This is a genomic window from Ochrovirga pacifica, assembly GCF_000220525.1.
In the GTDB taxonomy this organism is placed as follows: Bacteria; Bacteroidota; Bacteroidia; order Flavobacteriales; family Flavobacteriaceae; genus Ochrovirga; species Ochrovirga pacifica.
The window spans coordinates 1-23,014 of sequence record NZ_AFPK01000065.1 but is presented as its reverse complement, the minus strand read 5'-3'; the positions used below and the strand labels follow the sequence as shown (position 1 = coordinate 23,014).

At 34.2% G+C, this 23,014-nt stretch carries 21 protein-coding genes, 1 rRNA gene and 1 other RNA gene; 12 read left to right on the top strand and 11 right to left on the bottom strand.

What is annotated here, in order from left to right; translation table 11 throughout:
* The first annotated feature begins 24 nt into the window (after nucleotides 1-24).
* Together FS85_RS0112100 and FS85_RS0112095 are read left to right on the top strand one after the other, a co-directional pair.
* Nucleotides 25-699: a DsbA family oxidoreductase gene (locus FS85_RS0112100; RefSeq protein ID WP_010136588.1), complete on the top strand. Its 675-nt coding sequence runs from the start codon at nucleotides 25-27 to the stop codon at nucleotides 697-699.
* A 20-nt stretch (nucleotides 700-719) separates the two neighbouring features.
* Entirely contained in the window at nucleotides 720-1,319 is a 600-nt protein-coding gene (locus FS85_RS0112095) for a nitroreductase family protein (RefSeq protein ID WP_010136587.1), read from the top strand.
* Here FS85_RS0112095 and FS85_RS15635 read toward each other — a convergent pair.
* From FS85_RS15635 to FS85_RS0112070, 5 genes are all read right to left on the bottom strand, one after another.
* Nucleotides 1,316-2,146, bottom strand: a complete 831-nt coding sequence (locus FS85_RS15635; protein ID WP_010136586.1) for an ATP-binding cassette domain-containing protein — start codon at nucleotides 2,144-2,146, stop codon at nucleotides 1,316-1,318. The two genes, FS85_RS0112095 and FS85_RS15635, sit on opposite strands and share 4 nt — an antisense overlap.
* Nucleotides 2,143-2,814: a molybdate ABC transporter permease subunit gene (gene modB, locus FS85_RS0112085; protein ID WP_010136585.1), complete on the bottom strand. Its 672-nt coding sequence runs from the start codon at nucleotides 2,812-2,814 to the stop codon at nucleotides 2,143-2,145. Before modB ends, FS85_RS15635 begins: the two co-directional genes overlap by 4 nt.
* Before the next feature lie 83 nt (nucleotides 2,815-2,897).
* Nucleotides 2,898-3,626, bottom strand: a complete 729-nt coding sequence (gene rluF / locus FS85_RS0112080; RefSeq protein WP_010136583.1) for a 23S rRNA pseudouridine(2604) synthase RluF — start codon at nucleotides 3,624-3,626, stop codon at nucleotides 2,898-2,900.
* A 4-nt stretch (nucleotides 3,627-3,630) separates the two neighbouring features.
* Complete coding sequence (locus FS85_RS0112075; protein WP_010136582.1) at nucleotides 3,631-4,617, bottom strand: glycosyltransferase family 2 protein; 987 nt, start codon at nucleotides 4,615-4,617, stop codon at nucleotides 3,631-3,633.
* Nucleotides 4,617-5,063 (bottom strand): type I restriction enzyme HsdR N-terminal domain-containing protein, encoded by a 447-nt coding sequence (locus FS85_RS0112070; RefSeq protein WP_010136581.1) that lies wholly within the window; start codon nucleotides 5,061-5,063, stop codon nucleotides 4,617-4,619. Before FS85_RS0112070 ends, FS85_RS0112075 begins: the two co-directional genes overlap by 1 nt.
* Nucleotides 5,064-5,113: 50 nt before the next feature.
* Between FS85_RS0112070 and holA the strand changes: the two genes are divergently transcribed.
* The 6 genes from holA to FS85_RS0112045 all read left to right on the top strand — a co-directional run bounded on the left by holA (nucleotide 5,114) and on the right by FS85_RS0112045 (nucleotide 14,102).
* On the top strand, nucleotides 5,114-6,118 hold the full coding sequence (holA, locus tag FS85_RS0112065) for a DNA polymerase III subunit delta (protein ID WP_010136580.1): 1,005 nt from the start codon (nucleotides 5,114-5,116) through the stop codon (nucleotides 6,116-6,118).
* Nucleotides 6,119-6,283: 165 nt separating this feature from the next.
* Nucleotides 6,284-6,868 (top strand): nucleotide exchange factor GrpE, encoded by a 585-nt coding sequence (locus tag FS85_RS0112060; protein WP_010136578.1) that lies wholly within the window; start codon nucleotides 6,284-6,286, stop codon nucleotides 6,866-6,868.
* Nucleotides 6,869-6,954: 86 nt separating this feature from the next.
* The gene (gene dnaJ, locus FS85_RS0112055; RefSeq protein WP_010136577.1) at nucleotides 6,955-8,082 is read left to right on the top strand and encodes a molecular chaperone DnaJ; all 1,128 of its coding nucleotides are present in this window, start codon (nucleotides 6,955-6,957) and stop codon (nucleotides 8,080-8,082) included.
* Between the two features lie 248 nt (nucleotides 8,083-8,330).
* Nucleotides 8,331-8,663: RNase P RNA component class A (rnpB, locus tag FS85_RS16200), an RNA gene on the top strand.
* Between the two features lie 210 nt (nucleotides 8,664-8,873).
* The gene (locus FS85_RS0112050; protein WP_010136576.1) at nucleotides 8,874-11,651 is read left to right on the top strand and encodes a bifunctional aconitate hydratase 2/2-methylisocitrate dehydratase; all 2,778 of its coding nucleotides are present in this window, start codon (nucleotides 8,874-8,876) and stop codon (nucleotides 11,649-11,651) included.
* A 180-nt stretch (nucleotides 11,652-11,831) separates the two neighbouring features.
* Complete coding sequence (locus tag FS85_RS0112045; protein ID WP_010136575.1) at nucleotides 11,832-14,102, top strand: aconitate hydratase; 2,271 nt, start codon at nucleotides 11,832-11,834, stop codon at nucleotides 14,100-14,102.
* A gap of 61 nt (nucleotides 14,103-14,163) precedes the next feature.
* Here FS85_RS0112045 and FS85_RS0112040 read toward each other — a convergent pair whose 3' ends face one another.
* Genes FS85_RS0112040 through FS85_RS0112020 form a run of 5 tightly spaced genes read right to left on the bottom strand, consistent with a single transcriptional unit; the run spans nucleotide 14,164 to nucleotide 17,457 of the window.
* Nucleotides 14,164-14,940: an ABC transporter ATP-binding protein gene (locus FS85_RS0112040; protein WP_010136574.1), complete on the bottom strand. Its 777-nt coding sequence runs from the start codon at nucleotides 14,938-14,940 to the stop codon at nucleotides 14,164-14,166.
* Nucleotides 14,937-15,959: an iron ABC transporter permease gene (locus tag FS85_RS0112035; protein ID WP_029489454.1), complete on the bottom strand. Its 1,023-nt coding sequence runs from the start codon at nucleotides 15,957-15,959 to the stop codon at nucleotides 14,937-14,939. The genes FS85_RS0112040 and FS85_RS0112035 overlap by 4 nt, the downstream gene beginning before the upstream one ends.
* Nucleotide 15,960: 1 nt before the next feature.
* A complete protein-coding gene (locus tag FS85_RS0112030) occupies nucleotides 15,961-16,533 on the bottom strand; it encodes a non-canonical purine NTP diphosphatase (RefSeq protein ID WP_010136571.1) in 573 nt (190 codons plus the stop codon).
* 33 nt (nucleotides 16,534-16,566) lie between these two features.
* Complete coding sequence (gene rlmH, locus FS85_RS0112025) at nucleotides 16,567-17,040, bottom strand: 23S rRNA (pseudouridine(1915)-N(3))-methyltransferase RlmH (RefSeq protein WP_010136570.1); 474 nt, start codon at nucleotides 17,038-17,040, stop codon at nucleotides 16,567-16,569.
* 39 nt (nucleotides 17,041-17,079) lie between these two features.
* Nucleotides 17,080-17,457 (bottom strand): nuclear transport factor 2 family protein, encoded by a 378-nt coding sequence (locus FS85_RS0112020; protein ID WP_010136569.1) that lies wholly within the window; start codon nucleotides 17,455-17,457, stop codon nucleotides 17,080-17,082.
* A gap of 165 nt (nucleotides 17,458-17,622) precedes the next feature.
* On the opposite strand from FS85_RS0112020, the gene nadC reads away from it, so the two are divergent.
* The gene (gene nadC / locus FS85_RS0112015) at nucleotides 17,623-18,483 is read left to right on the top strand and encodes a carboxylating nicotinate-nucleotide diphosphorylase (protein ID WP_010136567.1); all 861 of its coding nucleotides are present in this window, start codon (nucleotides 17,623-17,625) and stop codon (nucleotides 18,481-18,483) included.
* A gap of 4 nt (nucleotides 18,484-18,487) precedes the next feature.
* On the top strand, nucleotides 18,488-19,450 hold the full coding sequence (locus tag FS85_RS0112010) for a YihY/virulence factor BrkB family protein (RefSeq protein WP_010136565.1): 963 nt from the start codon (nucleotides 18,488-18,490) through the stop codon (nucleotides 19,448-19,450).
* Here the strand turns inward: FS85_RS0112010 and FS85_RS0112005 are convergent, their stop codons facing one another.
* On the bottom strand, nucleotides 19,451-20,860 hold the full coding sequence (locus tag FS85_RS0112005) for a GH1 family beta-glucosidase (protein ID WP_010136564.1): 1,410 nt from the start codon (nucleotides 20,858-20,860) through the stop codon (nucleotides 19,451-19,453).
* A 390-nt stretch (nucleotides 20,861-21,250) separates the two neighbouring features.
* On the opposite strand from FS85_RS0112005, the gene FS85_RS0111995 reads away from it, so the two are divergent.
* Together FS85_RS0111995 and FS85_RS0111985 are read left to right on the top strand one after the other, a co-directional pair.
* Nucleotides 21,251-22,435 (top strand): ATP-binding protein, encoded by a 1,185-nt coding sequence (locus FS85_RS0111995; RefSeq protein ID WP_029489452.1) that lies wholly within the window; start codon nucleotides 21,251-21,253, stop codon nucleotides 22,433-22,435.
* A gap of 501 nt (nucleotides 22,436-22,936) precedes the next feature.
* Nucleotides 22,937-23,014 (top strand): 16S ribosomal RNA (locus FS85_RS0111985); the annotation flags it as partial.

Genomic DNA, 23,014 nt, shown 5'->3' with positions numbered 1-23,014 from the left:
AGTGTTTGTATCGACTATGGTTTTATGAAAAAAAAAGCACTTAAAATAGAGATAGTTTACGACATTATATGTCCTTGGTGTTATATAGGTCACCACAGATTGCAACAAGCCATTCAAAAAGCAAATGCCAAAGTGGATATTCAGTTAATTCCTTATCAACTTCGTCCTGATTTACCAGAAGAAGGAATATCTATAGAAGAGTATTGGAAAAGTAAAGGAATTACCGACGTGGATGAAATATACAAAGCAGTAATAGATGCAGGAAAAGAAGAGGGGCTTGGTATGTATCCAAAGAAATTTAAAACCATTCCCAATACCTTAAAACTCCATCAGGTAATAGCTAAGGCTCAAGAAAAAGGTGTAGGGGTACAAGTTTTGCATCAAATCCAAAAAGCTTATTTTCAAGAAGGGAAATCCATCACAACCATGGGAGCCATTCTAGATATAACAGTAGGTTTTTTATCTAACCAAGACGTAAAAGATGCTTGGGAAGATTTGGTAGATTACAGAAACCTAGTGCTACAAAAAGAACAACAAATCAAACAACAAAATATTCGATCTGTTCCTACTTTTATTGTGGATGAAATTCACCGAGTAACAGGAGCAGTGCCCACGTCTACTTTGGTAGAAATGCTGCATCAGTTAGCTCCCAAAGACTGGAATGGAGTCGCTTGTAATTTGGAGGATAAAGATTGTTAACAAAATATAAATCAAAAAAAATGAGTTTTTTAAAAGCAATAGAAAATAGATACACTACCAAAGTATACGATAGTGCTAAAAAAATAGAAGAAAGCAAAATACAGGAGTTAAAAGAAGTGCTAAGGCTAAGTCCTTCATCTATAAACAGTCAACCTTGGGAGTTTGTTTTTGTACAAGATGTAGCTACAAAAGAAACTTTGTCTAAAGTTTCTCAGCACAATCATGAAAAAGTGATGAACTGTGATACAGTAGTAGTATTTCGATCGATAGATAATTTAACAGCTTTTTCTAAGGAACTAAAAGAACGCTTGCCAGAATATGCTTATGAGTTTTATAGGGTAGCTGCAGAGCATCAGTCAGAAGATGCAATGAAAGAATGGATGACAAAACAAGTATATATTGCCTTGGGAATGTTTTTAAGTGCTTGTGCTGCATTAGGGGTGGATGCTACTCCGATGGAAGGAATAGAGTCTGAAGCATACGACAAGATAGTAGGCAATACAGACTTTAAAACAGTATTGGCTGTGGCAATTGGCCAAAGAGATGCAGAAGATTTTAACCAACCAAGTAAAAAGCCAAAGATAAGAAAAGCATTAAATCAGGTAGTAAGAACGCTTTAAGGTGTTGGTGGTAGTTGTAGTGTAATGCTACTTCCTTTTTGATAGTGAGCATCTACAATTTGTTCTTTTTGTACCGTGATTTTTTGGGTGCCAATCAAAATACAAACCGTATGATTATTAATTTCCAATACCGTCCCTTGCAAGGTGTTTTTAGGATTGTGGGCTAACAATAAAGTAGGAGCACCTTGTAGGCTTACGGTTCCGTTTTCTAACACACAAACACGGTCGGCAACTTTTAAAACTTCTTCTAAATTGTGGCTTACTAAAATTACAGTAAATCGGTAGCGTTGTTGTAATTTAACCAAGTATTTTTGAAGTTTGCATCGCAAAGCTTCATCCAAAGAAGTCAAAGGTTCGTCTAACAATAGCAATTCAGGTTCTTGTGCCAAAGCTCTAGCCAAAGCAACTCGTTGTTTTTGTCCACCCGACAATTCCGAAGGTTTTTGTTGTAGTAAATTTTGTATTTCTAAAGTAGAGATAATGTCTTCTAATAAATTTTGATTCAGTTCTTTCTTAACAAATTTCAGGTTTTGTAATACAGTCATGTTAGGGAACAAACCAAAGTCTTGAAATACATAAGCAATGTTTCTTTTGCTAGGTGGAACAAATAGTTGCTTATCGGCATCTAGCCAACGAGTATTGTTAAACTTTAAGCTTCCATAGCAAGCTTTTTCCAAGCCACTAATAATACGTAGCAATGTTGTTTTTCCTGCTCCCGAAGGACCAAAAATTACGTTGATAGCATGCATTTCAAAACAAGCTTTTATGCGTAAATCAAAAGCGTTGTGTTTGTTTGTAAAACGTTTGTGTAGGTTGCAATGAATCATTTAAATAAACGTTTAAAGTTTCCTCCATTAACTAAATACACACTTAATAAAATGGCAAAAGATAAAATCAACAAAACTAAAGAATATTCATTGGCAGCAGCATAATTTAAAGATTCTACTTCGTCATAAATAGCAATAGAAGCCACTTGTGTTTGATTAGGGATGTTTCCTCCAATCATTAAAACCACACCAAACTCTCCTATGGTATGTGCAAAACTAAGCACAATACCTGTTAACAAAGCGGGTTTAATGTTGGGAAGTAAAATTCTCCAGAGCGTGGTCCACTTTGATTTTCCCATGAGTTCTGCAGTTTCTGAATAAGACTTAGGTAAAGAAGCCAGTCCAGATTGTATAGGGTGCACCATAAAAGGCAAGCTATAAAGTATAGAAGCAACGACAAGTCCTGAAAAAGAAAACACAAGAGATTGTCCAAAAACACGTTCAATAAGTTGCCCAAAAACTGTATTGGGGTGCATGCTTATTAAAAAATAAAAACCCAAAACGGTAGGAGGAAGCACCAACGGTAAACTGACTATAGTTTCTAAAAAAGGTTTGATCTTAGAGTTCATACGCACCAAACCATAGCTTATCGGAATAGCTATTACAAATAAAATAACAGTGGTAATGCATGCTAGTTTAAGTGTAAGTAAAATGGGTGCAATTTCCATAAACAGATAAGATTAGGGAACTAAAGTTAACAAAAAAATAAAAATGAGAGTTCGTTTTTTTGAAATCCTTAAAATTCAGTGTTTTAAGAAATGTGTTTTTTAGAATCGGAGGTTAGTTTGTGTAAGGTTTTTAATTCTTCTTTGGTTAAATCTCTCCATTGACCTACAGGAATATCCAAATACACGTTCATAATACGGATTCGTTTTAACTTTTTTACATGATAATCCAAATACTCACACATTCTACGAATTTGACGATTCAATCCTTGAGTTAAAACAATCTTAAACTCATACATATTGATTTTTTCTACCAAACATTTGTTGGTGACGGTTCCTAAAATAGGAATTCCGTTACTCATTTTTTCTATAAAATCTTTATTGATAGGCTTGTCTACTTTTACCAAGTATTCTTTTTCGTGATGATTGCTAGCACGTAGAATTTTATTGACAATATCTCCATCACTGGTTAAAAAAATCAAACCTTCACTAGGTTTATCCAATCTACCGATAGGGAAAATTCTTTTTGGATGTTTGATGTAATCAATAATATTGTTTTTTTCTCTTTTTTGATCTGTGGTACAAACAATTCCTACAGGTTTGTGAAACGCAATATAGGTATGAGCTTCTTTGGGCGTGCTAACCATAATTCCGTCTACTCGAACTTCATCGTCTTCAGAAATTTTAGTGCCCATTTCGGGTACTTTTCCGTTAATGGTAACGCGTTGTTCTTCTATCAATTTGTCTGCAGCTCTTCTAGAACAATATCCAATTTCACTTAAATATTTGTTAATTCTCTTTAAAGGTGTTTCCATAAATTTATAACGATTTAACCTTTTTATGTTTTTTTACATAATATTCCCATACAATACTTTTGGTGTGATAATAGTCGTAGGTTTGATAAGAACCTCTTTTGTGTCGCATTAGGGTAAAATTTTGATAAAACGACAAGTGAGCTTTTAAAATACTTAAAATATGATTAGGTTTTCCTGCTAATAAAAATTTAAAAGCAGCCAAGCCATCCAAAACCATACGTATAAAAATAATGGGAATAACTTTTCGCCTTGGAAGGTTTTTTAGTAAGGTATAGAGTGAGTTTCTAAAGTTAAGATAAGTTTTAAATGGGTTGCTTTTGTGCAAAGTAGCACCACCTACATGGTACACCACACTTTCGCTAATACAATCTACATGAACCCCATTGTTTCTTGCCCTCCAGCAAAGGTCAATTTCTTCATAATGTGCAAAAAAATCTTCATCAAAGCCACCAAGTAGCTTAAAATAGCTATCCTTTATAAACAAACAAGCTCCCGAGGCCCAAGCAATAGGAGCAGTTGCATATTGTTGATGGTCTTTTTCTAAAGAATCAAAAATACGACCCCTGCAATAAGCATAACCATATTTGTCAATCAATCCGCCAGCAGCTCCTGCATATTCAAAAAACGCTTTGTTTTTGTAGTCTAAAATTTTAGGCTGAACAATTCCAGCATTTTTATTGTTACGGTAAAAGGAAATAATAGGATCCAACCAATTAGGTGTTACTTCAATATCCGAATTTACAATGCAAAAAACATCAGCATCTATCTCAGGAATTGCCTGATTGTATCCCTTAGCAAATCCTAAGTTTTCTTTGTGTTGAATTAGGTGTACCTCGGGAAAATTTTCAGAAACAAAAGCCACTGAATCGTCTTTAGAATCGTTGTCTACCACATAAATACTAGCTTTTGAACTGTGCTGAATCATGGTGGGTAAAAAAGTTTCTAGCAGTGTTCTACCGTTCCAATTCAATATAACTAAGGCAATTTTCATCAATCTTTGTAATTAGGAATGTCTTTTAAAAATACATAACGTTGATTTTCAAAATCCATTTGGCAAAAGTAATGCTCTAAACCGTTTGTTACAATTAAATAGGTGGCTTTTAATTGCAAATTGTAACGAGCAATTTGGTCAAATGTTTTTTGATTGATCGCTACCGTTGGGGCTTTGCATTCTACAATAATTTCGGGAGCTCCCAAACGATTGTAAATTACAATGTCTGTTCTTTTTTTGGTTTGATGCAATCGCAATTCTTTTTCTAAAGCGGTAAGCGAACTTGGGTAGTTTTTATGATGTGTTAAGTAATAAGCAACGTGTTGACGAACCCATTCTTCGGGAGTTAATACGATGTCTTTTTTTCGATAAGGGTCAAAAATAAATAGCTTATTTTCTTTACTTTTGATTTTTAAATCAACAGCTGGAAGATTCAGTTTTAACATGCTCAAAAATAAACAAACTTTTGGGTAGATAAAGCAGAAGTACATCAATTATGACGGAAGTAAAACAGATAGTAGGGGACATCAATCAAGGACATATAAAACCGGTCTACTTTTTAATGGGAGAAGAGCCTTACTACATTGATAAAATTTCGGAATATATAGAAGAAAAAATACTTACAGAAGAGGAAAAAGGCTTTAACCAAACGGTGGTATATGGAAGAGATACTTCGGTTGATGAAATTATTGCACAAGCCAAACGTTTTCCTATGATGGCTGAACGTACAGTGGTGTTGGTAAAAGAAGCTCAGGATTTGTCTAGAACTATAGAAAACTTAACATCTTATGTAGAAAATCCTTTAGATTCTACAGTGTTGGTAATTTGTTACAAATACAAAACTTTAGACAAACGTAAGAAACTTATCAAAACATTGGCTAAAAAAGGAGTCGTGTTTGAGTCTAAAAAACTTTATGAAAATCAGGTAGGAGATTGGATTTTTGGTGTTTTAAAAGGGAAAAAATATCAAATAGAACCTAAGGCTGTGCATATGTTGGTAGAGTTTTTGGGAACAGATTTAAGTAAAATAAGCAATGAACTGAATAAGCTGATGTCTGTCTTGTCGCCAGAAACATGCATCACTCCCAAACATATAGAGGAAAATATAGGAATTAGCAAAGACTATAATGTGTTTGAACTACGAAAAGCCATCGGTAAAAAAGACATTTTAAAATGCAATCAAATCATCAACTATTTTGCAGAAAACCCTAAGAGCAATCCGTTGGTAATGACTATTTCGTTAATCAACAGCTATTTTACTCAGTTGCTATTGTATCATGGTTTAAGTGATAAATCAAAAGGAAATGTAGCCAGGGTCTTAAGGGTTAGTCCTTACTTTGTAGATGATTATGTTTTGGCAGGAAAAAATTATCCCATGCGAAAAGTTTCTCAGGTTATAGGATATTTAAGAGAAGCGGATTTAAAAAGCAAAGGAGTAGGAGCATCAAACATCAGTCATCATGATATACTAAAGGAATTACTGTTTAAAATACTACACTAAACAAACAAAAAAGACTTCTTTAAAAACTTCAAATTAGATGTTTTCTTAGCTGAAGCTAAAGTTGTACTTTTGCAAAGTTTTTAGAAAGTGCCATTTTGACATTTTTAAACAATTGGCAAATCTTTTGAAAATAAGCACAACAAAACATACTGATAAATATCGAACATGAGTAAAAAAGAAGATATCCAACAAGAAGAAAAGGCAGTTGAAGATCAAGTAGCTGCAGAGCAAGTAGAATCTACTACCAATGCTTCTACAGAAGAAACCGTAGAAAAAGAAGCCGATACAAAGGAAGAACCTAAACAAGAAACATCAGTAGAAGATTTGATACAAGCAGAAAAAGACAAGTATTTACGATTGTTTGCAGAGTTTGAAAACTATAAAAGACGTACTTCTAAAGAACGTGTAGAATTGTTTAAAACGGCAGGAAAAGACATCATCGTGTCATTATTACCGATTGTAGATGATTTTGACAGAGGGATGGTAGAAATCAATAAAAGCGAAGACCAAGAATTGGTAAAAGGAGTAGCACTAATTCAAGACAAATTGGTAAAAACCTTAGAGCAAAAAGGACTAACGCAAGTAGAGGTAAAGCAAGGAGATACTTTTGATGCGGATACCCAAGAAGCAATTACTCAAATCCCAGCACCCACAGAAGATTTAAAAGGAAAAGTTATTGATGTGGTAGAGAAAGGATACAAATTAGGAGATACTATTATTCGTTTTCCAAAAGTAGTAATAGGACAATAGTTAAAATTAACAATGTACAATTATCTATTTGTAATTGAGCAACGAAACTGCCAATTGTAAATTTTTAATTGCTAATTGAATAAAAAATGGCAAAACAAGATTTTTACGAGGTATTAGGAATCTCTAAAGGAGCATCAGCTGCAGAGATAAAAAAGGCGTACCGTAAAATGGCTGTAAAGTATCACCCAGATAAAAATCCTGGAGATACAGAAGCAGAAGAAAAATTTAAACTCGCTGCAGAAGCCTACGAGGTGCTAAGTGATGAAAACAAACGTGCTCGCTACGATCAATACGGACACCGTGCCTTTGAAGGAGGCCAAGGTGGCGGTAGCGGTTTTGGCGGAATGGATATGGACGATATTTTTAGCCAGTTTGGAGACATCTTTGGAGGTGGTTTTGGTGGCTTTGGCGGAGGAGGTCAACGCGGAGGAAGACGAAGAGGAATGGTCAAAGGATCTAACATGCGTATTCGTGTAAAGCTAACTTTAGAAGAAATTGCCAACGGTGTTGATAAAAAAATAAAAGTTCGTAGAAAAAAACAAGCCAAAGGAGTAAGCTACACCACTTGTACAACATGTAATGGTTCGGGACAAGTAATGCAGGTAACCAATACGATATTGGGTAGAATGCAAACTGCTACTACGTGTAATGCTTGTGGAGGAGCAGGAGAAATTCTAAAAAACAAACCTAGCGGTGCAGATGCACAAGGGTTGGTTACTGAAGAAGAAACAGTAACCATTAACATTCCGGCAGGAGTAACAGATGGAGTACAGTTAAAAGTTGCAGGAAAAGGAAATGAAGCTCCAGGGAACAATGCAATTGCTGGAGATTTATTGGTGTTAATAGAAGAAGTTCCTCACGAAACACTAAAAAGAGAAGGAATCAACTTACACAGCGATTTGTACATTAGTTTTCCAGAAGCTGTACTAGGAGTAAGCAAAGAGGTAGAAACCGTAAACGGAAAGGTGAAAATTAAGATTGAGGAAGGTACACAATCAGGAAAAATATTACGATTAAAAGGAAAAGGATTACCAAACATAGAAGGATATGGAACTGGAGATATGATGGTACACGTAAATATTTGGACTCCTCAAGAGTTGAACAAAGAACAAGCAAAGTTCTTTAAAAACAATCTTGATAATGAGAACTTTAAACCCAATCCAACCAAGTCAGACAAGTCTTTCTTTGATAAGGTAAAGGATATGTTTTCTTAACAAAGTATAAGAACTGAAAAAAAACACAAAAAAAATATTTTTTTTGTTTGCCAGAACATAAAAAGTAACTATCTTTGAAGTGTGTTATTTATAACACACTTTTTCTTTTTCATAGCAATTTTTCCCACCTGGTTTACTAGGTGGGTTTTTTTTGCCTTATGATAAAGTTGAATAATAAAGTAAAGTATTGTTCATAAATAAGCTATAGTTACTCTATAGATAAAGTATGGATAGTGTATAGAATTATTAAAGTAGATCGTCTTATCGCTCTAAATAATGTTTAGAGAGGAAAGTCCGAGCACCATAGAACAGCATAGCGGGTAACACCCGTCCTATCAAAATATTTTGATAGAGGACAAGTGCAACAGAAAGCAAGTACAGTTCGGCTGTAGTGAAACCAGGTAAACTCTATGTGGTGCAATGTCATGTATATTGGAGTCCTTTTTATAAGGTAAGAGTAGTTCGCTCAATTCCAAGGGGTAGGCAGATAGAGGTTGTTGGTAACAGCAATTCTAGATAAATGATAAGAGACCTAAACTTGTTTTGGGTTACAGAACTCGGCTTATAGATCTACTTTTTTTATTTTTTTCTAAAAATAACTTTCTAGCAGCTTTTTATTTAGAGTATGTCTTAAGTAAAATAGGCAAAGCTGTGTTAAAATATATAGAAAATAGAGAATTTGTTAAAAATCATCTCTTTTAGGTAAATACAAGGGTTTACAGCTTTTATTGTAGCTTGCTTATTTTGTATCTTGCCGAACCAAAAACGAACAATTCTGAAAAGATTAATTTATGAACATTTATAACGATTACATCAAGGAGATCGAAGAAAGAAAAGCTTTAGGTCTTCATCCAAAGCCAATTGATGGTGCTGATTTGCTAAGTGAGATTATTGCTCAAATTAAAGATGTAGATAACGAACACAGAAAAGACTCATTAAAGTTCTTTATTTACAATACTTTACCGGGTACAACAAGTGCAGCGGGTGTAAAGGCGAAGTTTTTAAAAGAAATTATTCTTGGTGAATCTGTGGTAGAAGAGATTGCTCCAACTTTTGCATTTGAGTTGTTATCTCATATGAAAGGAGGTCCTTCTATTGAAGTATTGTTAGATTTGGCATTAGGACAAGATGCTGCAATTGCTAAACAAGCTGCAGAGGTTCTAAAAACTCAAGTGTTCTTGTACGAAGCAGATACCGATAGATTGGAACAAGCTTACAAAGCAGGAAACCCAGTAGCTAAAGAATTGATTGAGAGCTACGCACATGCAGAATTCTTTACCAAATTGCCTGAAGTTGAAGAAGAAATTAAGGTAGTAACCTTTATAGCAGGCGTAGGAGATATTTCTACAGATTTGCTTTCGCCAGGTGCTGATGCTCACTCAAGATCTGATAGAGAATTGCATGGACAGTGTATTTTTGAGCATAACAAAGAAATGCAACAAGAACTTACTGCTTTAAAAGAACAACATCCAGACAAAAGAGTTATGTTGGTAGCAGAAAAAGGAACAATGGGGGTAGGATCTTCTAGAATGTCTGGAGTGAACAACGTTGCGTTGTGGACAGGACTTCCTTCAAGTCCTTATGTGCCTTTTATCAACATAGCTCCAGTAATTGCAGGAACTAACGGAATTTCTCCAATTTTCTTAACCACTGTTGGGGTTACAGGAGGAATTGGAATTGATTTGCAAAACTGGGTAAAACAAAAAGATGCAGAAGGGAATACTGTTGTAAACAAAGATGGAGAGCCTGTGTTAAAACAAGAATATTCTGTTGAAACAGGAACAGTACTAACCATCAACACAAAAGAAAAAAAGCTCTATAACGGAACTAAAGAATTAAAAGATATTTCCGCTGCGTTAACTCCTCAAAAAATGGAGTTTATTAAAGCAGGAGGTTCTTACGCTGTAGTTTTTGGTAAAAAATTACAAACCTTTGCAGCCAAAGTATTAGGAATCGAAATTCCTAAAGTATATGCTGCTTCAAAGGAAATTTCGGTAGAAGGACAAGGACTAACAGCGGTTGAAAAAATCTTTAACAAAAATGCTGTAGGTACCACTCCAGGAAAAACATTGCACGCTGGTTCAGATGTAAGAGTAGAAGTAAATATTGTAGGTTCTCAAGATACTACAGGATTAATGACTTCGCAGGAGTTAGAAATGATGGCAGCAACAGTAATTTCTCCTATCGTTGATGGAGCATACCAATCAGGATGTCATACCGCTTCTGTATGGGATAATAAATCAAAAGCAAACATTCCTAAGTTGATGAAATTTATGAATGACTTTGGTTTGATTACAGCAAGAGATCCAAAAGGCTCTTATCACTCTATGACAGATGTAATTCACAAAGTGCTAAATGATATTACTGTAAGTGACTGGGATATTATTATTGGAGGAGATTCTCATACACGTATGTCTAAAGGAGTAGCTTTCGGAGCCGATTCAGGAACTGTTGCTTTGGCCTTGGCTACAGGAGAAGCAACCATGCCAATTCCAGATTCTGTAAAAGTAACTTTTAAAGGGAACATGAAAGGTTACATGGACTTCCGTGATGTGGTGCACGCAACACAGCAACAAATGTTAAAGCAGTTTGGAGGAGAAAATGTATTCCAAGGAAGAGTAATCGAGGTACATATTGGTACACTAACTTCGGATCAGGCATTTACATTTACCGATTGGACAGCAGAAATGAAAGCAAAAGCTTCAATCTGTATCTCTGAAGACGAGACCTTAATAGAATCTTTAGAAATAGCAAAAGATCGTATCCAGATCATGATTGATAAAGGAATGGATAACGACAAACAAGTGTTGCAAGGATTGATTGACAAAGCAAACAATCGTATTGTCGAAATTCAATCAGGAAACAATCCAACATTAAAGCCAGATGCAAACGCTAAGTATTATGCAGAGGTGGTTATTGATTTGGATGAGATTGCAGAACCAATGATTGCGGATCCAGATGTAAATAATGATGATGTTTCTAAGCGTTACACCCACGATACAATTAGACCGTTGTCTTACTACGGTGGAACCAAAAAAGTAGACTTAGGATTTGTAGGGTCTTGTATGGTGCATAAAGGAGATATGAAAATACTGGCTCAAATGCTAAAAAATATCGAAGCACAACAAGGAAAAGTAGAATTTCAAGCTCCTTTAGTAGTAGCACCACCTACTTATAATATTGTAGATGAGCTTAAAGCAGAAGGAGATTGGGAAGTATTGCAAAAATATTCTGGTTTTGAGTTTGATGACAACGCTCCAAAAGCAGCTGCACGTACCAAATACGAAAACATGTTATATTTAGAACGTCCAGGATGTAACTTATGTATGGGTAACCAAGAAAAAGCAGAACCAGGAGATACGGTAATGGCTACATCAACACGTTTGTTTCAAGGTCGTGTAGTAAAAGATTCTAATGAGAAAAAAGGAGAGTCTTTACTATCATCTACTCCAGTTGTAGTTTTATCAACAGTGTTAGGGAGAACTCCTACATTAGAAGAATATGAAGCTGCTGTTGAAGGAATTGTATTGACAAGATTTGCTCCTTCACAAAAGCAATTGGTAAAGTAATTACATTTTTTAGATAAAATTCAAAAGCCCGAATCGTAAAGATTCGGGCTTTTTTATGCAATATTTTGTGTGGTTAGGAAATGAGCTCATAATCGTAGCAAATGCGTTTTATAAAAAATAATGATTTTCGTATCTTGGTGGAACAAGAACAAACAAATTTTTAATCTATAAAACAATTCTATGGCTTTCGATATTGAAATGATCAAAGAGGTTTATGCTCGTATGGTAAAACGAGTAGATGCTGCAAGAGAAGTAGTGGGAAAACCTTTAACCTTATCCGAAAAAATATTATACAATCACCTGTGGGACGGGGATGCAAACAAAGCATTTAAAAGAGGGGTAGATTACGTAGATTTTGCTCCAGACAGAATCGCGTGTCAAGATGCTACAGCCCAAATGGCTTTATTACAGTTTATGCAGGCGGGTAAGAAAAAAGTAGCTGTGCCTACCACAGTACACTGTGATCATTTAATACAAGCAAAAGATGGAGCAAAAAAGGATTTGGAATTTGCCAATAAAACCAGTGCAGAAGTTTTTGATTTCTTATCATCAGTTTCTAATAAATACGGTATAGGCTTTTGGAAACCAGGAGCAGGAATTATACACCAAGTAGTCTTAGAAAATTATGCGTTTCCTGGTGGGATGATGATTGGAACAGATTCTCATACTGTAAATGCAGGAGGTTTGGGTATGGTCGCTGTTGGTGTAGGAGGTGCCGATGCAGTAGATGTTATGGCTGGAATGCCTTGGGAATTAAAATTTCCAAAGTTGATAGGGGTCAAATTAACAGGTAAATTATCTGGATGGACAGCACCTAAAGATGTTATTTTAAAAGTAGCAGGTATTTTAACCGTAAAAGGAGGTACAGGGGCTATTGTAGAATATTTTGGAGAAGGAGCCAAATCAATGTCATGTACAGGTAAAGGAACCATTTGTAATATGGGGGCAGAAATAGGAGCTACAACTTCTACTTTTGGCTACGATGCATCTATGGAACGTTATTTACGTGCCACAGATCGTGATGAAGTTGCTGATGAAGCTAACAAAGTTGCTAGTTATTTAACAGGAGATGATGAGGTATATGCCAATCCTGAAGAATATTTTGACCAAGTTATTGAAATTAACTTAAGCGAATTAAAACCTCACCTAAACGGACCTTTTACTCCGGACTTAGCTACCGAAGCAGGAAAAGATATGACAGCCAAAGCAACCGAAAATGGATGGCCTTTAGATGTAGAATGGGGGTTGATAGGATCTTGTACCAATTCATCATACGAAGATTTGTCTAGAGCAGCATCCATAGCACAACAAGCGGTAGATAAAAAAATAGCTGTAAAAGCAGATTTTGGAATCAATCCTGGTTCAGAACAAGTACGATATACAGCAGATAGAGATGGATTGCTTGGAATTTTTGAGGAATTAGGAGCTAGAATTTTTACCAACGCTTGTGGACCTTGTATTGGACAATGGGCTAGATATTCAGATCCTAAAAATGCACCAAAAAATTCTATTGTACATTCTTTTAACAGAAACTTTGCGAAACGTGCCGATGGTAACCCAAACACTCATGCGTTTGTAACTTCTCCAGAACTGGTGGCTGCTATTGCTATTTCTGGTAGGTTAGATTTTGATCCTACAAAAGATACACTAATCAATAAAAATGGAGAAGAGGTAAAGTTTGAAGAGCCTACTGGTTTTGAATTGCCACCTAAAGGTTTTGATGTAGAAGATGCAGGTTATCAATCACCAAAAGAAGATGGATCTAGTGTAGAGGTGGTTGTGAGTCCAGATTCAGAGCGATTGCAACTTCTAGAGCCTTTTACTCCTTTGGGAACAGAAATCAAAGAGGCTAAGTTATTAATCAAAGCTTTTGGAAAGTGTACCACAGATCATATTTCTATGGCAGGTCCTTGGTTGCGTTATCGAGGTCACTTAGATAATATTTCTAACAACTGTCTAATTGGTGCCGTAAATGCATATAATAAAGAAACCGACAAAGTAAAAAATCAACTAACAGGTGCTTATGGTGCTGTGCCCGATACAGCAAGAGCATACAAAGCAGCTGGCATTCCTTCTATCGTTGTAGGAGATCACAATTATGGAGAAGGATCTTCTAGAGAACATGCGGCAATGGAACCACGTCATTTAGGAGTAGCTGCTGTTATTGTAAAATCCTTTGCACGTATTCACGAAACTAACCTAAAGAAACAAGGAATGTTAGGATTGACATTTGCAAACGAAGCAGATTACGATTTAATCCAAGAAGATGATGTATTTACTTTTACAGATTTAGAAAAATTTGCTCCAAACAAAACGCTGACTTTAGAAATAAAGCACGCGGATGGATCTAAAGATACAATTCAGTTGAACCATAGTTACAATGCACAACAGATAGAATGGTACAAAGCGGGTTCTGCTCTGAATTTGATCAAAACTCAGAACAAAGCATAAAGCATAAAAGAAAAAAAGTAAAAACTAAAAAAGCTGTCCGGTTACACGGACAGCTTTTTTATTAAAAAATAAATTGATGTGTTGCTACGTCAAAACGAATCAGGTCTGAGTTAAAGATGTTCATCAAAACTTGTTGTGTTTGCTGATCTTTAATAGTGCCAAGATGCAGTGTTTGTTGATGCATTAACAACAAACGATCTGCGTATTTTAATGCTAAATTGATTTCGTGTGTAGAAATCAAAATAGTTTTCTGAGTTTCTTGGCTAATGTTTTTTAAAATTCTAAAAATATTTAGTTTGTGATGTATGTCTAGGTGAGAGGTGGGTTCGTCTAACAAAATAATAGGAGTGTCTTGTGCTAAGGCTCGGGCAATCATTACTCTTTGCAATTGTCCATCGCTTAACTCACTTGTGTTTTTATCAAGAATGTTTTTTATATCGGTAAGGTGAATGGCTTTGTTGATTTGTTTTTCATCAAATGGAGTTAATTTTCCAGCCCAATTGGTGTAGGGCTGTCTGCCCAGTGCTATGGTTTGATACACTGTTAGGCTATTTTCAGGCAAACGATCAGTTAATACAACCGAAATTTTTTTGGCAAAATGGATGTTAGATAATTCTGAAAAAGAAGTTTGTTCTACAAATAAAGAGCCTGATAAAGGTAGAAGTAGTTTGGCTAATGTTTTTAGAAGTGTAGATTTTCCTGCCCCGTTTCTACCCAGTAAACACAAAACTTCACCACTAAAAATCTGTAAATCTATGGCTTTACATAGTGTTGTTTTCTGTTTAGAGGTTTGGTAGCCTATGGCTAAATTTTGAGTGGTTAAAATCTGTTTTTTCATAAAAATTGTCTGGATTTAGAAACCAAAAGCCAAATAACAACAGGAGCTCCCAAAAGAGAAGTGGTAGCATTTATAGGTAAGTGTTTGTGATTGATAGGTATGTGAGACACCGTATCGCAAAGTAGTAACACGATGGCACCTATAAGCCCTACTGCAGGCATTAAAACAAGGTGATTGGCGTTCTTAAAAATTAACTTTGTTAAGTGCGGAATGGCAAGACCTACAAATGCAATAGGGCCCATAAATGCTGTAATACAACCTGTTAGTACACTAGTTATAATAAAAATTGAAGTTTGTGTTTTCTTTAAATTTACTCCCATACTTTTAGCATAATTTTCACCCAAGAGAAGTGCATCTAAAGGCTTGGCAATTTTGATTAAAAACAATAGACAAATGGTTTCTAAAGCAAGTAATAAGTAAATTTCTTTCCACTGCAAGTTACCTAAACTACCTAAACTCCAAAAAATGTATTGTTGTAGTTCGTTGGCAGAAGAAAAATAAGACAATACGCTTATAATAGCAGAGGTAAAGCTGCCAAACATCAAGCCAATAATAAGTATAGATAAGGTGTTCTTTAAGTTTCTAGAGGCAATCATAACGGTAGTTAGCACAAACAAAGCTCCAATACTGGCTGCTAGCGGAAGTGAGTAATTAAAAATAAAAGTAGAAAAACCTAATAGGCTACTTCCCATAATTAAAACTGCTACTCCCAAACTTGCTCCTGAACTAATTCCTAGAACAAAAGGACCTGCTAATGGGTTTCTAAAGTATGTTTGCATTAGCAATCCGCTAATTCCAAGTCCAACACCTGCTAGAATACTGGCAATAGCTTTAGGCATTCTATAGTTAAAAAGGATATAGTTTAAGTTGGTGTTTTGTTCGTTAGAACTTATAATATTCCAAAAATCAGCCAAAGAAATGGACAAACTACCCACAGATAAATTTAGCAAAACACAAATGCAAAAAAGTACAGTAAACGCAATAAGTTGGGATCTGTATGATTTATTGGTTAAGTTCACTTTAGATTTTTTGTAAAAATGAAATTAGTTTTTGAATAGCCAAAGCTCTGTGACTAATTGCTCCTTTTTCTTCCAAACTCATTTCTGCAAATGTTTTTTTATATCCTTCGGGTTGAAAGATGGGGTCGTAACCAAATCCTTTATTCCCATTCTTTTGGGCTGTAATTTTTCCTTTACAAATTCCATCAAACAAATGTTGTTCTCCGTTTATATTTAAACAAATAACCGTTTTAAAGTGTGCTTGTCTGTTTTTTTGTTCTGCCAAGTTGGCTAAAAGTAAGTTCATGTTTTTTTCAGCATTTCCGTGTTCCCCAGCGTATCTGGCAGAATATACACCAGGTTCGCCATTTAGTGCATCAACCAGTAAACCTGTATCGTCTGCAAAACAAGGCAAGCCATAAGTTTTTGTAACATAATCGGCTTTTATAATAGCGTTTCCTTCTAGAGTGGTTGCTGTTTCAGGAATTTCTTCATGACAATTTATATCCGTTAACGAAACCAAATCAAAATGAGGTAACATTGCAGCAACTTCCTTTAACTTGTTGGGGTTATGGGTAGCAAAAACAATTTTCATAAATAGTGGTATTTGGATGATAAAACTAAGTAATTATTCGTGATGATAAGGTTCGTTTTTTAGAATAGTAAAGCCTCTGTACAATTGCTCTACCATAAAAAGACGAATCATTTGATGGGAGAAGGTCATTTTTGATAGTGATATTTTTCCCTGTGCTTTTTGATACACGGCTTCAGAAAAACCATAAGGACCTCCAATCACAAAAACCAGTTGTTTTATACCTGCGTTCATTTTTTTTTGCAAATAGTCTGCAAAACGCATGGAAGTAAAATCTTTCCCTTTTTCGTCTAACAAAATCAATTGATCTGTAGCTGTCAATTTCTTTAAAATCATCAAGCCTTCTTTTTCTTTTTGTTGATTTTCCGAAAGGTTTTTCACATTTTTTAAATCTGGAATAATTTCGAAATCAAATTTAATGTAATGTTGAAGCCTGTTTTGATAGGTTTGAATCAATTGATTTAAATTAGAGTCGTCTGTTTTACCAACGGCTAACAGTAAGATTTTCATAAAGTTTTATCTTGTGTTTACCACAAAGATACAATTGTTTTACTCTTGGTTCATTCCAGAAGTGTTGTAGAAAAATTCTTCTTTTACAATTTTGCCATCTTTTAGATGATACACACATAATTCTTCTAAATAAACCCTACCCAAACCACGAATATCTACATCTACAATCATTTTAAAACAAATATGATTGTCTACAACCAAAGGATCGGTTATTTCGTATTTATGTATGGTTTCTGCTCGCTCAAAAAACATGGCTGTTTTTCTTTGTACTTTGCTGATTCCTTTTGTTTTACGATAACGAGATAAGTGAGATTCTATACTCACAATATCATCATCGTACAATTCTACTTGTGCCAAAGCGTTCTGGCCTTTACGACATAAATCTACCAATCGGTTTGCTATTTCTTGTGTGTTCATATGCGAGGAGCTAATTTTTATTAAAATTAGGTGCAAAAAGGTGGATAAAGACTGATAGAAGTTTTTAGTCAACCTGTTTTTTCGCAATTCTAAAGTAGGATTTAACCGCATATATCTTATAGATTTTACTTGTTTAAGTTTATATTTGTTCTAAAAATCTAAGAGATGATTGATCAAAAGCAGTTCGATAAAGAAATCCAATTGATTATAGCCAATGCCATTAGAGAGGATGTAGGGGATGGAGATCACTCTTCTTTGGCTTGTATACCAAATACCGCTAATGGTAAAGCAAAATTGTTGGTAAAAGATCAAGGAATTATTGCTGGAGTAGATTTTGCTGTACAGGTATTTGCTTATGTCGATGCCAATCTGCAAGTAGAAATTGTAAAAAAAGATGGAGAAAAAGTAAGTTACGGAGATGTGGTTCTATATGTTTCTGGAAGTTCTTTGTCTATTCTAAAGGCAGAAAGATTGGTCTTAAATGCCATGCAACGTATGAGTGCTATAGCTACCAAAACTGCTTTTTACGTTAGTTTATTAAAAGGGACTTCAACTAAAATACTTGACACCCGAAAAACAACTCCAGGAATTAGAGCTTTAGAAAAATGGGCAGTAAAAATAGGAGGAGGAGAAAATCATCGATTTGCTTTGTACGATATGATTATGCTAAAAGATAATCATATAGATTTTGCGGGCGGAGTGGCAAAAGCTATTCAACAAACAAAAGACTATCTTAAAGCAAATCAAAAAGATTTAAAAATTATTGTAGAAGCTAGAAACCTACAAGAAATAAAAGAGATTATTCAGTTTGATGGAATTCATAGAATTTTAATAGATAATTTTAATTACGAAGACACCAAAAAAGCCGTTGCATTAATAGGAGATAAAGCAGGTACAGAATCTTCAGGAGGAATTAATGAAGACACCTTAAGAAAATACGCAGAATGTGGTGTACAATATATATCGTCAGGTGCGTTAACACATTCAGTAGCCAATTTAGATTTAAGTTTAAAAGCAATAGAATAAAGAAGTGCTAGAGGTAGAAACCAAGGAAATAGAAAAAGACGATTCTGTAGAAGAAGAATTAAAAAAAGTTCCCCTACTAAATAAAGTAGTTTTGTTTGGGAAAAAAATTCCTGTACCAGGTTTGCTAGGAATGAGCCTGTACGATTTGCTAGAAATGTATTCCATAGGAATTGTAAAAGGAGCTTTGACTTCTAGGGCAGGAGGAATCTCTTATAGTTTTTTTATGGCTTTGTTCCCCTTTATGCTATTTATGCTAACCTTAATTCCGTACATACCTATTGATGGTTTTCAAGAAAATTTTTTAGCATTAATTTCAGAACTATTACCACCTAAAACATTTACTGCAGTAGGTACCGTATTGGCCGATATTGCCAACAATAAATACGGGGGATTGCTTTCTTTTGGTTTTTTAGTATCTATTTTTTTAATGACCAACGGAGTAAATGCAGTGTTTGCTGCCTTTGAGCATTCCGTGCATGTAAGAGAAATAAGAAGTGTAATTAAACAATATTTAATCTCTTTGGGAACTTCTCTTACCATGTCTTTTATGTTGATTGTAACGGTAGCAGCTACCATTTTTTTTGAATTTGGATTGGAATTTTTAATTCAAAAAGATTGGATTTCTGATGATATGCTTTGGTTAGGAAATTTAAGATATCTACTTTTTATGTTCCTAATTTTTTGCACCGTTTCTATGTTGTATTATTTTGGAACAAAAGAAGGAAGAAAAACTCGCTTTTTTTCAGCAGGTTCTATACTAACAACCGTGCTGTCTTTGCTTACTTTCTATGGATTTGGAATTTATGTTGTTAAATTTTCCAAATACAACGAATTGTACGGGTCCATTGGAACCTTATTGGTATTGATGCTATTTATCTGGTTAAATGCTATTATTCTTTTATTAGGGTTTGAACTGAATGCAAGTATTACCAGATTAAGAAACGAACACGATGCTCAATCCAATTAATCAATTGTAATTTTCTAATACAGCTTCTTTTTTAGAAATTACTTTTAATGTTTCTTGAGAAGTTTTATTTTTTGTTTTTAAGAATTTTTTTAACCAAATAGCCGATTTTTTTGCTGTTCTTTTGTGGTTAGAAAAGTTATTATGATACAAACCAAACCTAGTTTTAATTCCTTCTGCCCATTCAAAATTATCTACCAAGGTCCATATAAAATATCCTTTTACTTTTTTACCTTCTTCAATAGCTTTTAGTGTATAAGCAAAAGTATTTTTAAAGTATTTTATTCTTTGTTTGTCCTTAATTTTTCCATTTATAATTGGATCGTCAAAACAAACTCCAGATTCAGAAATAATAAGATCTTTAACCTTAGGGTAAGCCGAAAATTTTTCAATCATTTTGTACAAACCTCTTGGGTAAATTTCCATCCCCATATTGTTGATGTTTACTTCCCTTTCAATAGCAGGTACTTCTGTGGCAAATAGGATGGGAGGTAACAAACTGAATTTGGCAACAATTCTAAAATAATATTGAATTCCAATAAAATCAAAATCAAATTGCATGAGTTCTTTGTCGTTTTCTTTTACAAAAACTTCGATGGCATTTAGTCCAACAAGGGTGTCTTTTGGATATCCCATTCCTAAAATAGGCTCAATAAAAAAACGATTTAAAAGTGCATCAATTCTATTGGCAGCCTTTTTGTGTTTGCTTAACCTACTGGATGGTGTTACGTAGGAACAAGAAAAAGTAGTACCTATATAAGCCTTTGGAACATTTTTTCGTACAATTCTACCACCAATTCCTTGGCATACTGTTGCGTGATGTGCTGCGGCTAAAAAATTGTTTGCCCCTTTTTTGCCAGGAGCATGCATTCCCATAAAATAGCCTAAACCTACAAAGGTCATCGGTTCGTTAAGAACAATCCAGTTTTTTACTTTATTTCCAAAAGCTTTTGTGCAAATTTCTACATAAGTAGCAAACCAATCTAATATTTTTCTATTGGTCCATCCACCTTGATCTTCTAATGACTGTGGTAAATCCCAGTGATATAGTGTAATCCAAGGTTGTATATCTAGTGCTAAGCAATAATCAATAACATTGTGATAGAATTCCAATCCTTTAGGATTTATTTCTCCTGTTCCATCAGGTAAAATTCTTGACCAAGACAAAGAAAAACGAAAAACATCAAGGTTTAGTTCTTTTACTTTTTCAATGTCTTCTTTGTAATTGTTGTAAAAATCGTTTCCTTCGTTTCCATTTCCCTTATCAAAATTTGGATGGTTGGTAAAGGTATCCCAAATAGAGGCTTTTTTACCATCAGTAGCATGTGCTCCTTCATTTTGATAAGATGATATGGTAGTACCCCACAAAAAATCTTTGGGAAACAATCGTGCTTTTACTTTTTTTGTCAACATTTACTTGTTTTTGTGTGGTTTATGTAAGAAGTAAATATATAAATTGTTTGGTATAATAAATACCGAATAGCTTGTGAAAACAATCAATAAAAAGAAAGGTATAGAATAAATAACAATTAAGAAAAAAGTATAACAAAAATGTTAGTTTAAATAGAAATGATTAAAAACATTGGAAATGTTATGAAAGAATAAAAAAAAATTCTATATTTACTAACAGATGATAATTATTGTCGTCTAGTTTTTTGGAGATTCCCCGTCTCTAAAAAACTGTTTCACCCATAATACCCCATGTACCCCATGAACTACACACTTCATAGTCTGAGAAGGTTTGTAAACCTTTCTCCTAACAATCATTTATTAAGGTTATCGTTTGCAAAAAAATTAAGTAGCTTGAATTTATTAGAAGAAGCTGAGAAAGAGTACAAGTCTTTATTGTCAGTAAACCAAGTAAAATTCAAAGCTAAATTAGGATTGGCAACTATTTATTATCAACTAAAAAAATATAATGTTTGTAATGTTATTTTAGAGCAATTAATAAAAGATAAGCAAGAAAATGCATCTGTATTGTCGCTATACGCTAGCAGTTTGCTAAAATCTAAAGAAGTAGAAGAATTTTATTTAGTGTACAAAGAAATACTAAAAGTAAAAAGAGTTCGTTTTGAAAGAGATTTAGAGATTTTACTAAAATTAGAAAACATCAATCTAGATGGAGAATCTAAAAAAACTTACGTAGACAAACTGATAGGTTTAGATCGCATTAAGGGAATGAAATTTGTGAAAAAAGAAATAGAGGCTAGGGTTATTATTCCACTAACGGATTCTTACACAAACAGCTCTTCTTTAGGGAAAGGGATTTTATTATATGGTCCTTCTTTTTGCGGAAAAAAAACATTTGCAAAAGCCATTGCAGATGAAGTCAATGCAAGGTTTATAGAATTAAATACCGAAAAGGTTTTAAAAGATTGGTTAAAAGAGGGGCGATTAAAGCTTGAAGAATTTTTCAATCACATTAAAAATCAAACACCTTGTGTCGTTTTTATAGAAAATTTAATTGATTCATGTCCAACCAAAGCTTTAAAAAAAGCTTTCACCATAGCATTAATTAACTATATAGATAAATTAAATAGTTTAGAGGATGGTGTTTTTTTTATTTTAAGTTCTGACACACCTTGGAAAATAGATAAAAAAATGTTTGAAAATGGAAGAATTCAAGAGAAAATATTAATTCCACCACCAGATCAAGAGTATAGGGAAGTTTATTTAAAAGAAAAATTAGCTGAAATACCAACAATAAGCATCGACTATACCAATATAGCAAAGGCTACGGAAAGCTATACTTTTCAAGATATAGAATTGATGATAGACAATACAATCGAGGCAAAACTAGAGGAATGCATAGTGGATGGAATCTCAAAGCCTTTAAAAACAAAAGATTTACAGTTAATAATTAATAGCTATAGAACAAAAATTGATCAATGGTTTTCTAAAGCTAAAAGAAAAGCAGAGCAAAATAGTGATTTTACAGAGTTTTTAAGTGATATACTCTTTTACATGAATATTAAGAAGATATCTTAAAAGTATTCCAAACTACTTCCAAAACTCCACAGCTTTTGCTGAGGAGTTTTTTTTATTCTGTATATTGTTGTTATTTAGGTTTTTAAGAAATATATCAAAAAAACTCACAAAAATAGCTTGTTTAATTAAGATTCTTGTGTATCTTTGCACCCGCAAACGCAGTAAGGCATACTTACTGAGAGAGCAAAAGTTCATTGTAAGAGTAAGAGTTTAAGTGACGGATAGTCAGGGAGAAGAGTAGCGAAGCTGCTTTTTAAAAACGAGTATTTCGAGCTTAAAATTTCTAAAAAAAAACTTTCAAAAAAGTTTGTTTGGAATGAAAAAAGATTCTTACATTTGCAGCCCTGCTGAGGCGGGAAAAACAAATGCTACTAAGGTAGCGAAGTTCATTGAGAAATTTGAAATTGACAGCGCGAATTAAAGAGTAGATCGCATGGAGGGTACTGAATTTTTTTCGGTATCGCCATAGATTTTTTGACATCGATATAATATAAAAACATAACGATGAAGAGTTTGATCCTGGCTCAGGATGAACGCTAGCGGCAGGCCTAACACATGCAAGTCGAGGGGTAGCGGGGG

Excerpts from the sequence above, each read along its gene's own strand:
- FS85_RS0112100 (WP_010136588.1), top strand. The coding sequence starts at position 25 with ATGAAAAAAAAAGCACTTAAAATAGAGATAGTTTACGACATTATATGT.
- FS85_RS0112095 (WP_010136587.1), top strand. The coding sequence starts at position 720 with ATGAGTTTTTTAAAAGCAATAGAAAATAGATACACTACCAAAGTATAC.
- FS85_RS15635 (WP_010136586.1), bottom strand. The coding sequence starts at position 2,146 with ATGATTCATTGCAACCTACACAAACGTTTTACAAACAAACACAACGCT.
- modB (WP_010136585.1), bottom strand. The coding sequence starts at position 2,814 with ATGGAAATTGCACCCATTTTACTTACACTTAAACTAGCATGCATTACC.
- rluF (WP_010136583.1), bottom strand. The coding sequence starts at position 3,626 with ATGGAAACACCTTTAAAGAGAATTAACAAATATTTAAGTGAAATTGGA.
- FS85_RS0112075 (WP_010136582.1), bottom strand. The coding sequence starts at position 4,617 with ATGAAAATTGCCTTAGTTATATTGAATTGGAACGGTAGAACACTGCTA.
- FS85_RS0112070 (WP_010136581.1), bottom strand. The coding sequence starts at position 5,063 with ATGTTAAAACTGAATCTTCCAGCTGTTGATTTAAAAATCAAAAGTAAA.
- holA (WP_010136580.1), top strand. The coding sequence starts at position 5,114 with ATGACGGAAGTAAAACAGATAGTAGGGGACATCAATCAAGGACATATA.
- FS85_RS0112060 (WP_010136578.1), top strand. The coding sequence starts at position 6,284 with ATGAGTAAAAAAGAAGATATCCAACAAGAAGAAAAGGCAGTTGAAGAT.
- dnaJ (WP_010136577.1), top strand. The coding sequence starts at position 6,955 with ATGGCAAAACAAGATTTTTACGAGGTATTAGGAATCTCTAAAGGAGCA.
- FS85_RS0112050 (WP_010136576.1), top strand. The coding sequence starts at position 8,874 with ATGAACATTTATAACGATTACATCAAGGAGATCGAAGAAAGAAAAGCT.
- FS85_RS0112045 (WP_010136575.1), top strand. The coding sequence starts at position 11,832 with ATGGCTTTCGATATTGAAATGATCAAAGAGGTTTATGCTCGTATGGTA.
- FS85_RS0112040 (WP_010136574.1), bottom strand. The coding sequence starts at position 14,940 with ATGAAAAAACAGATTTTAACCACTCAAAATTTAGCCATAGGCTACCAA.
- FS85_RS0112030 (WP_010136571.1), bottom strand. The coding sequence starts at position 16,533 with ATGAAAATTGTTTTTGCTACCCATAACCCCAACAAGTTAAAGGAAGTT.
- rlmH (WP_010136570.1), bottom strand. The coding sequence starts at position 17,040 with ATGAAAATCTTACTGTTAGCCGTTGGTAAAACAGACGACTCTAATTTA.
- FS85_RS0112020 (WP_010136569.1), bottom strand. The coding sequence starts at position 17,457 with ATGAACACACAAGAAATAGCAAACCGATTGGTAGATTTATGTCGTAAA.
- nadC (WP_010136567.1), top strand. The coding sequence starts at position 17,623 with ATGATTGATCAAAAGCAGTTCGATAAAGAAATCCAATTGATTATAGCC.
- FS85_RS0112005 (WP_010136564.1), bottom strand. The coding sequence starts at position 20,860 with ATGTTGACAAAAAAAGTAAAAGCACGATTGTTTCCCAAAGATTTTTTG.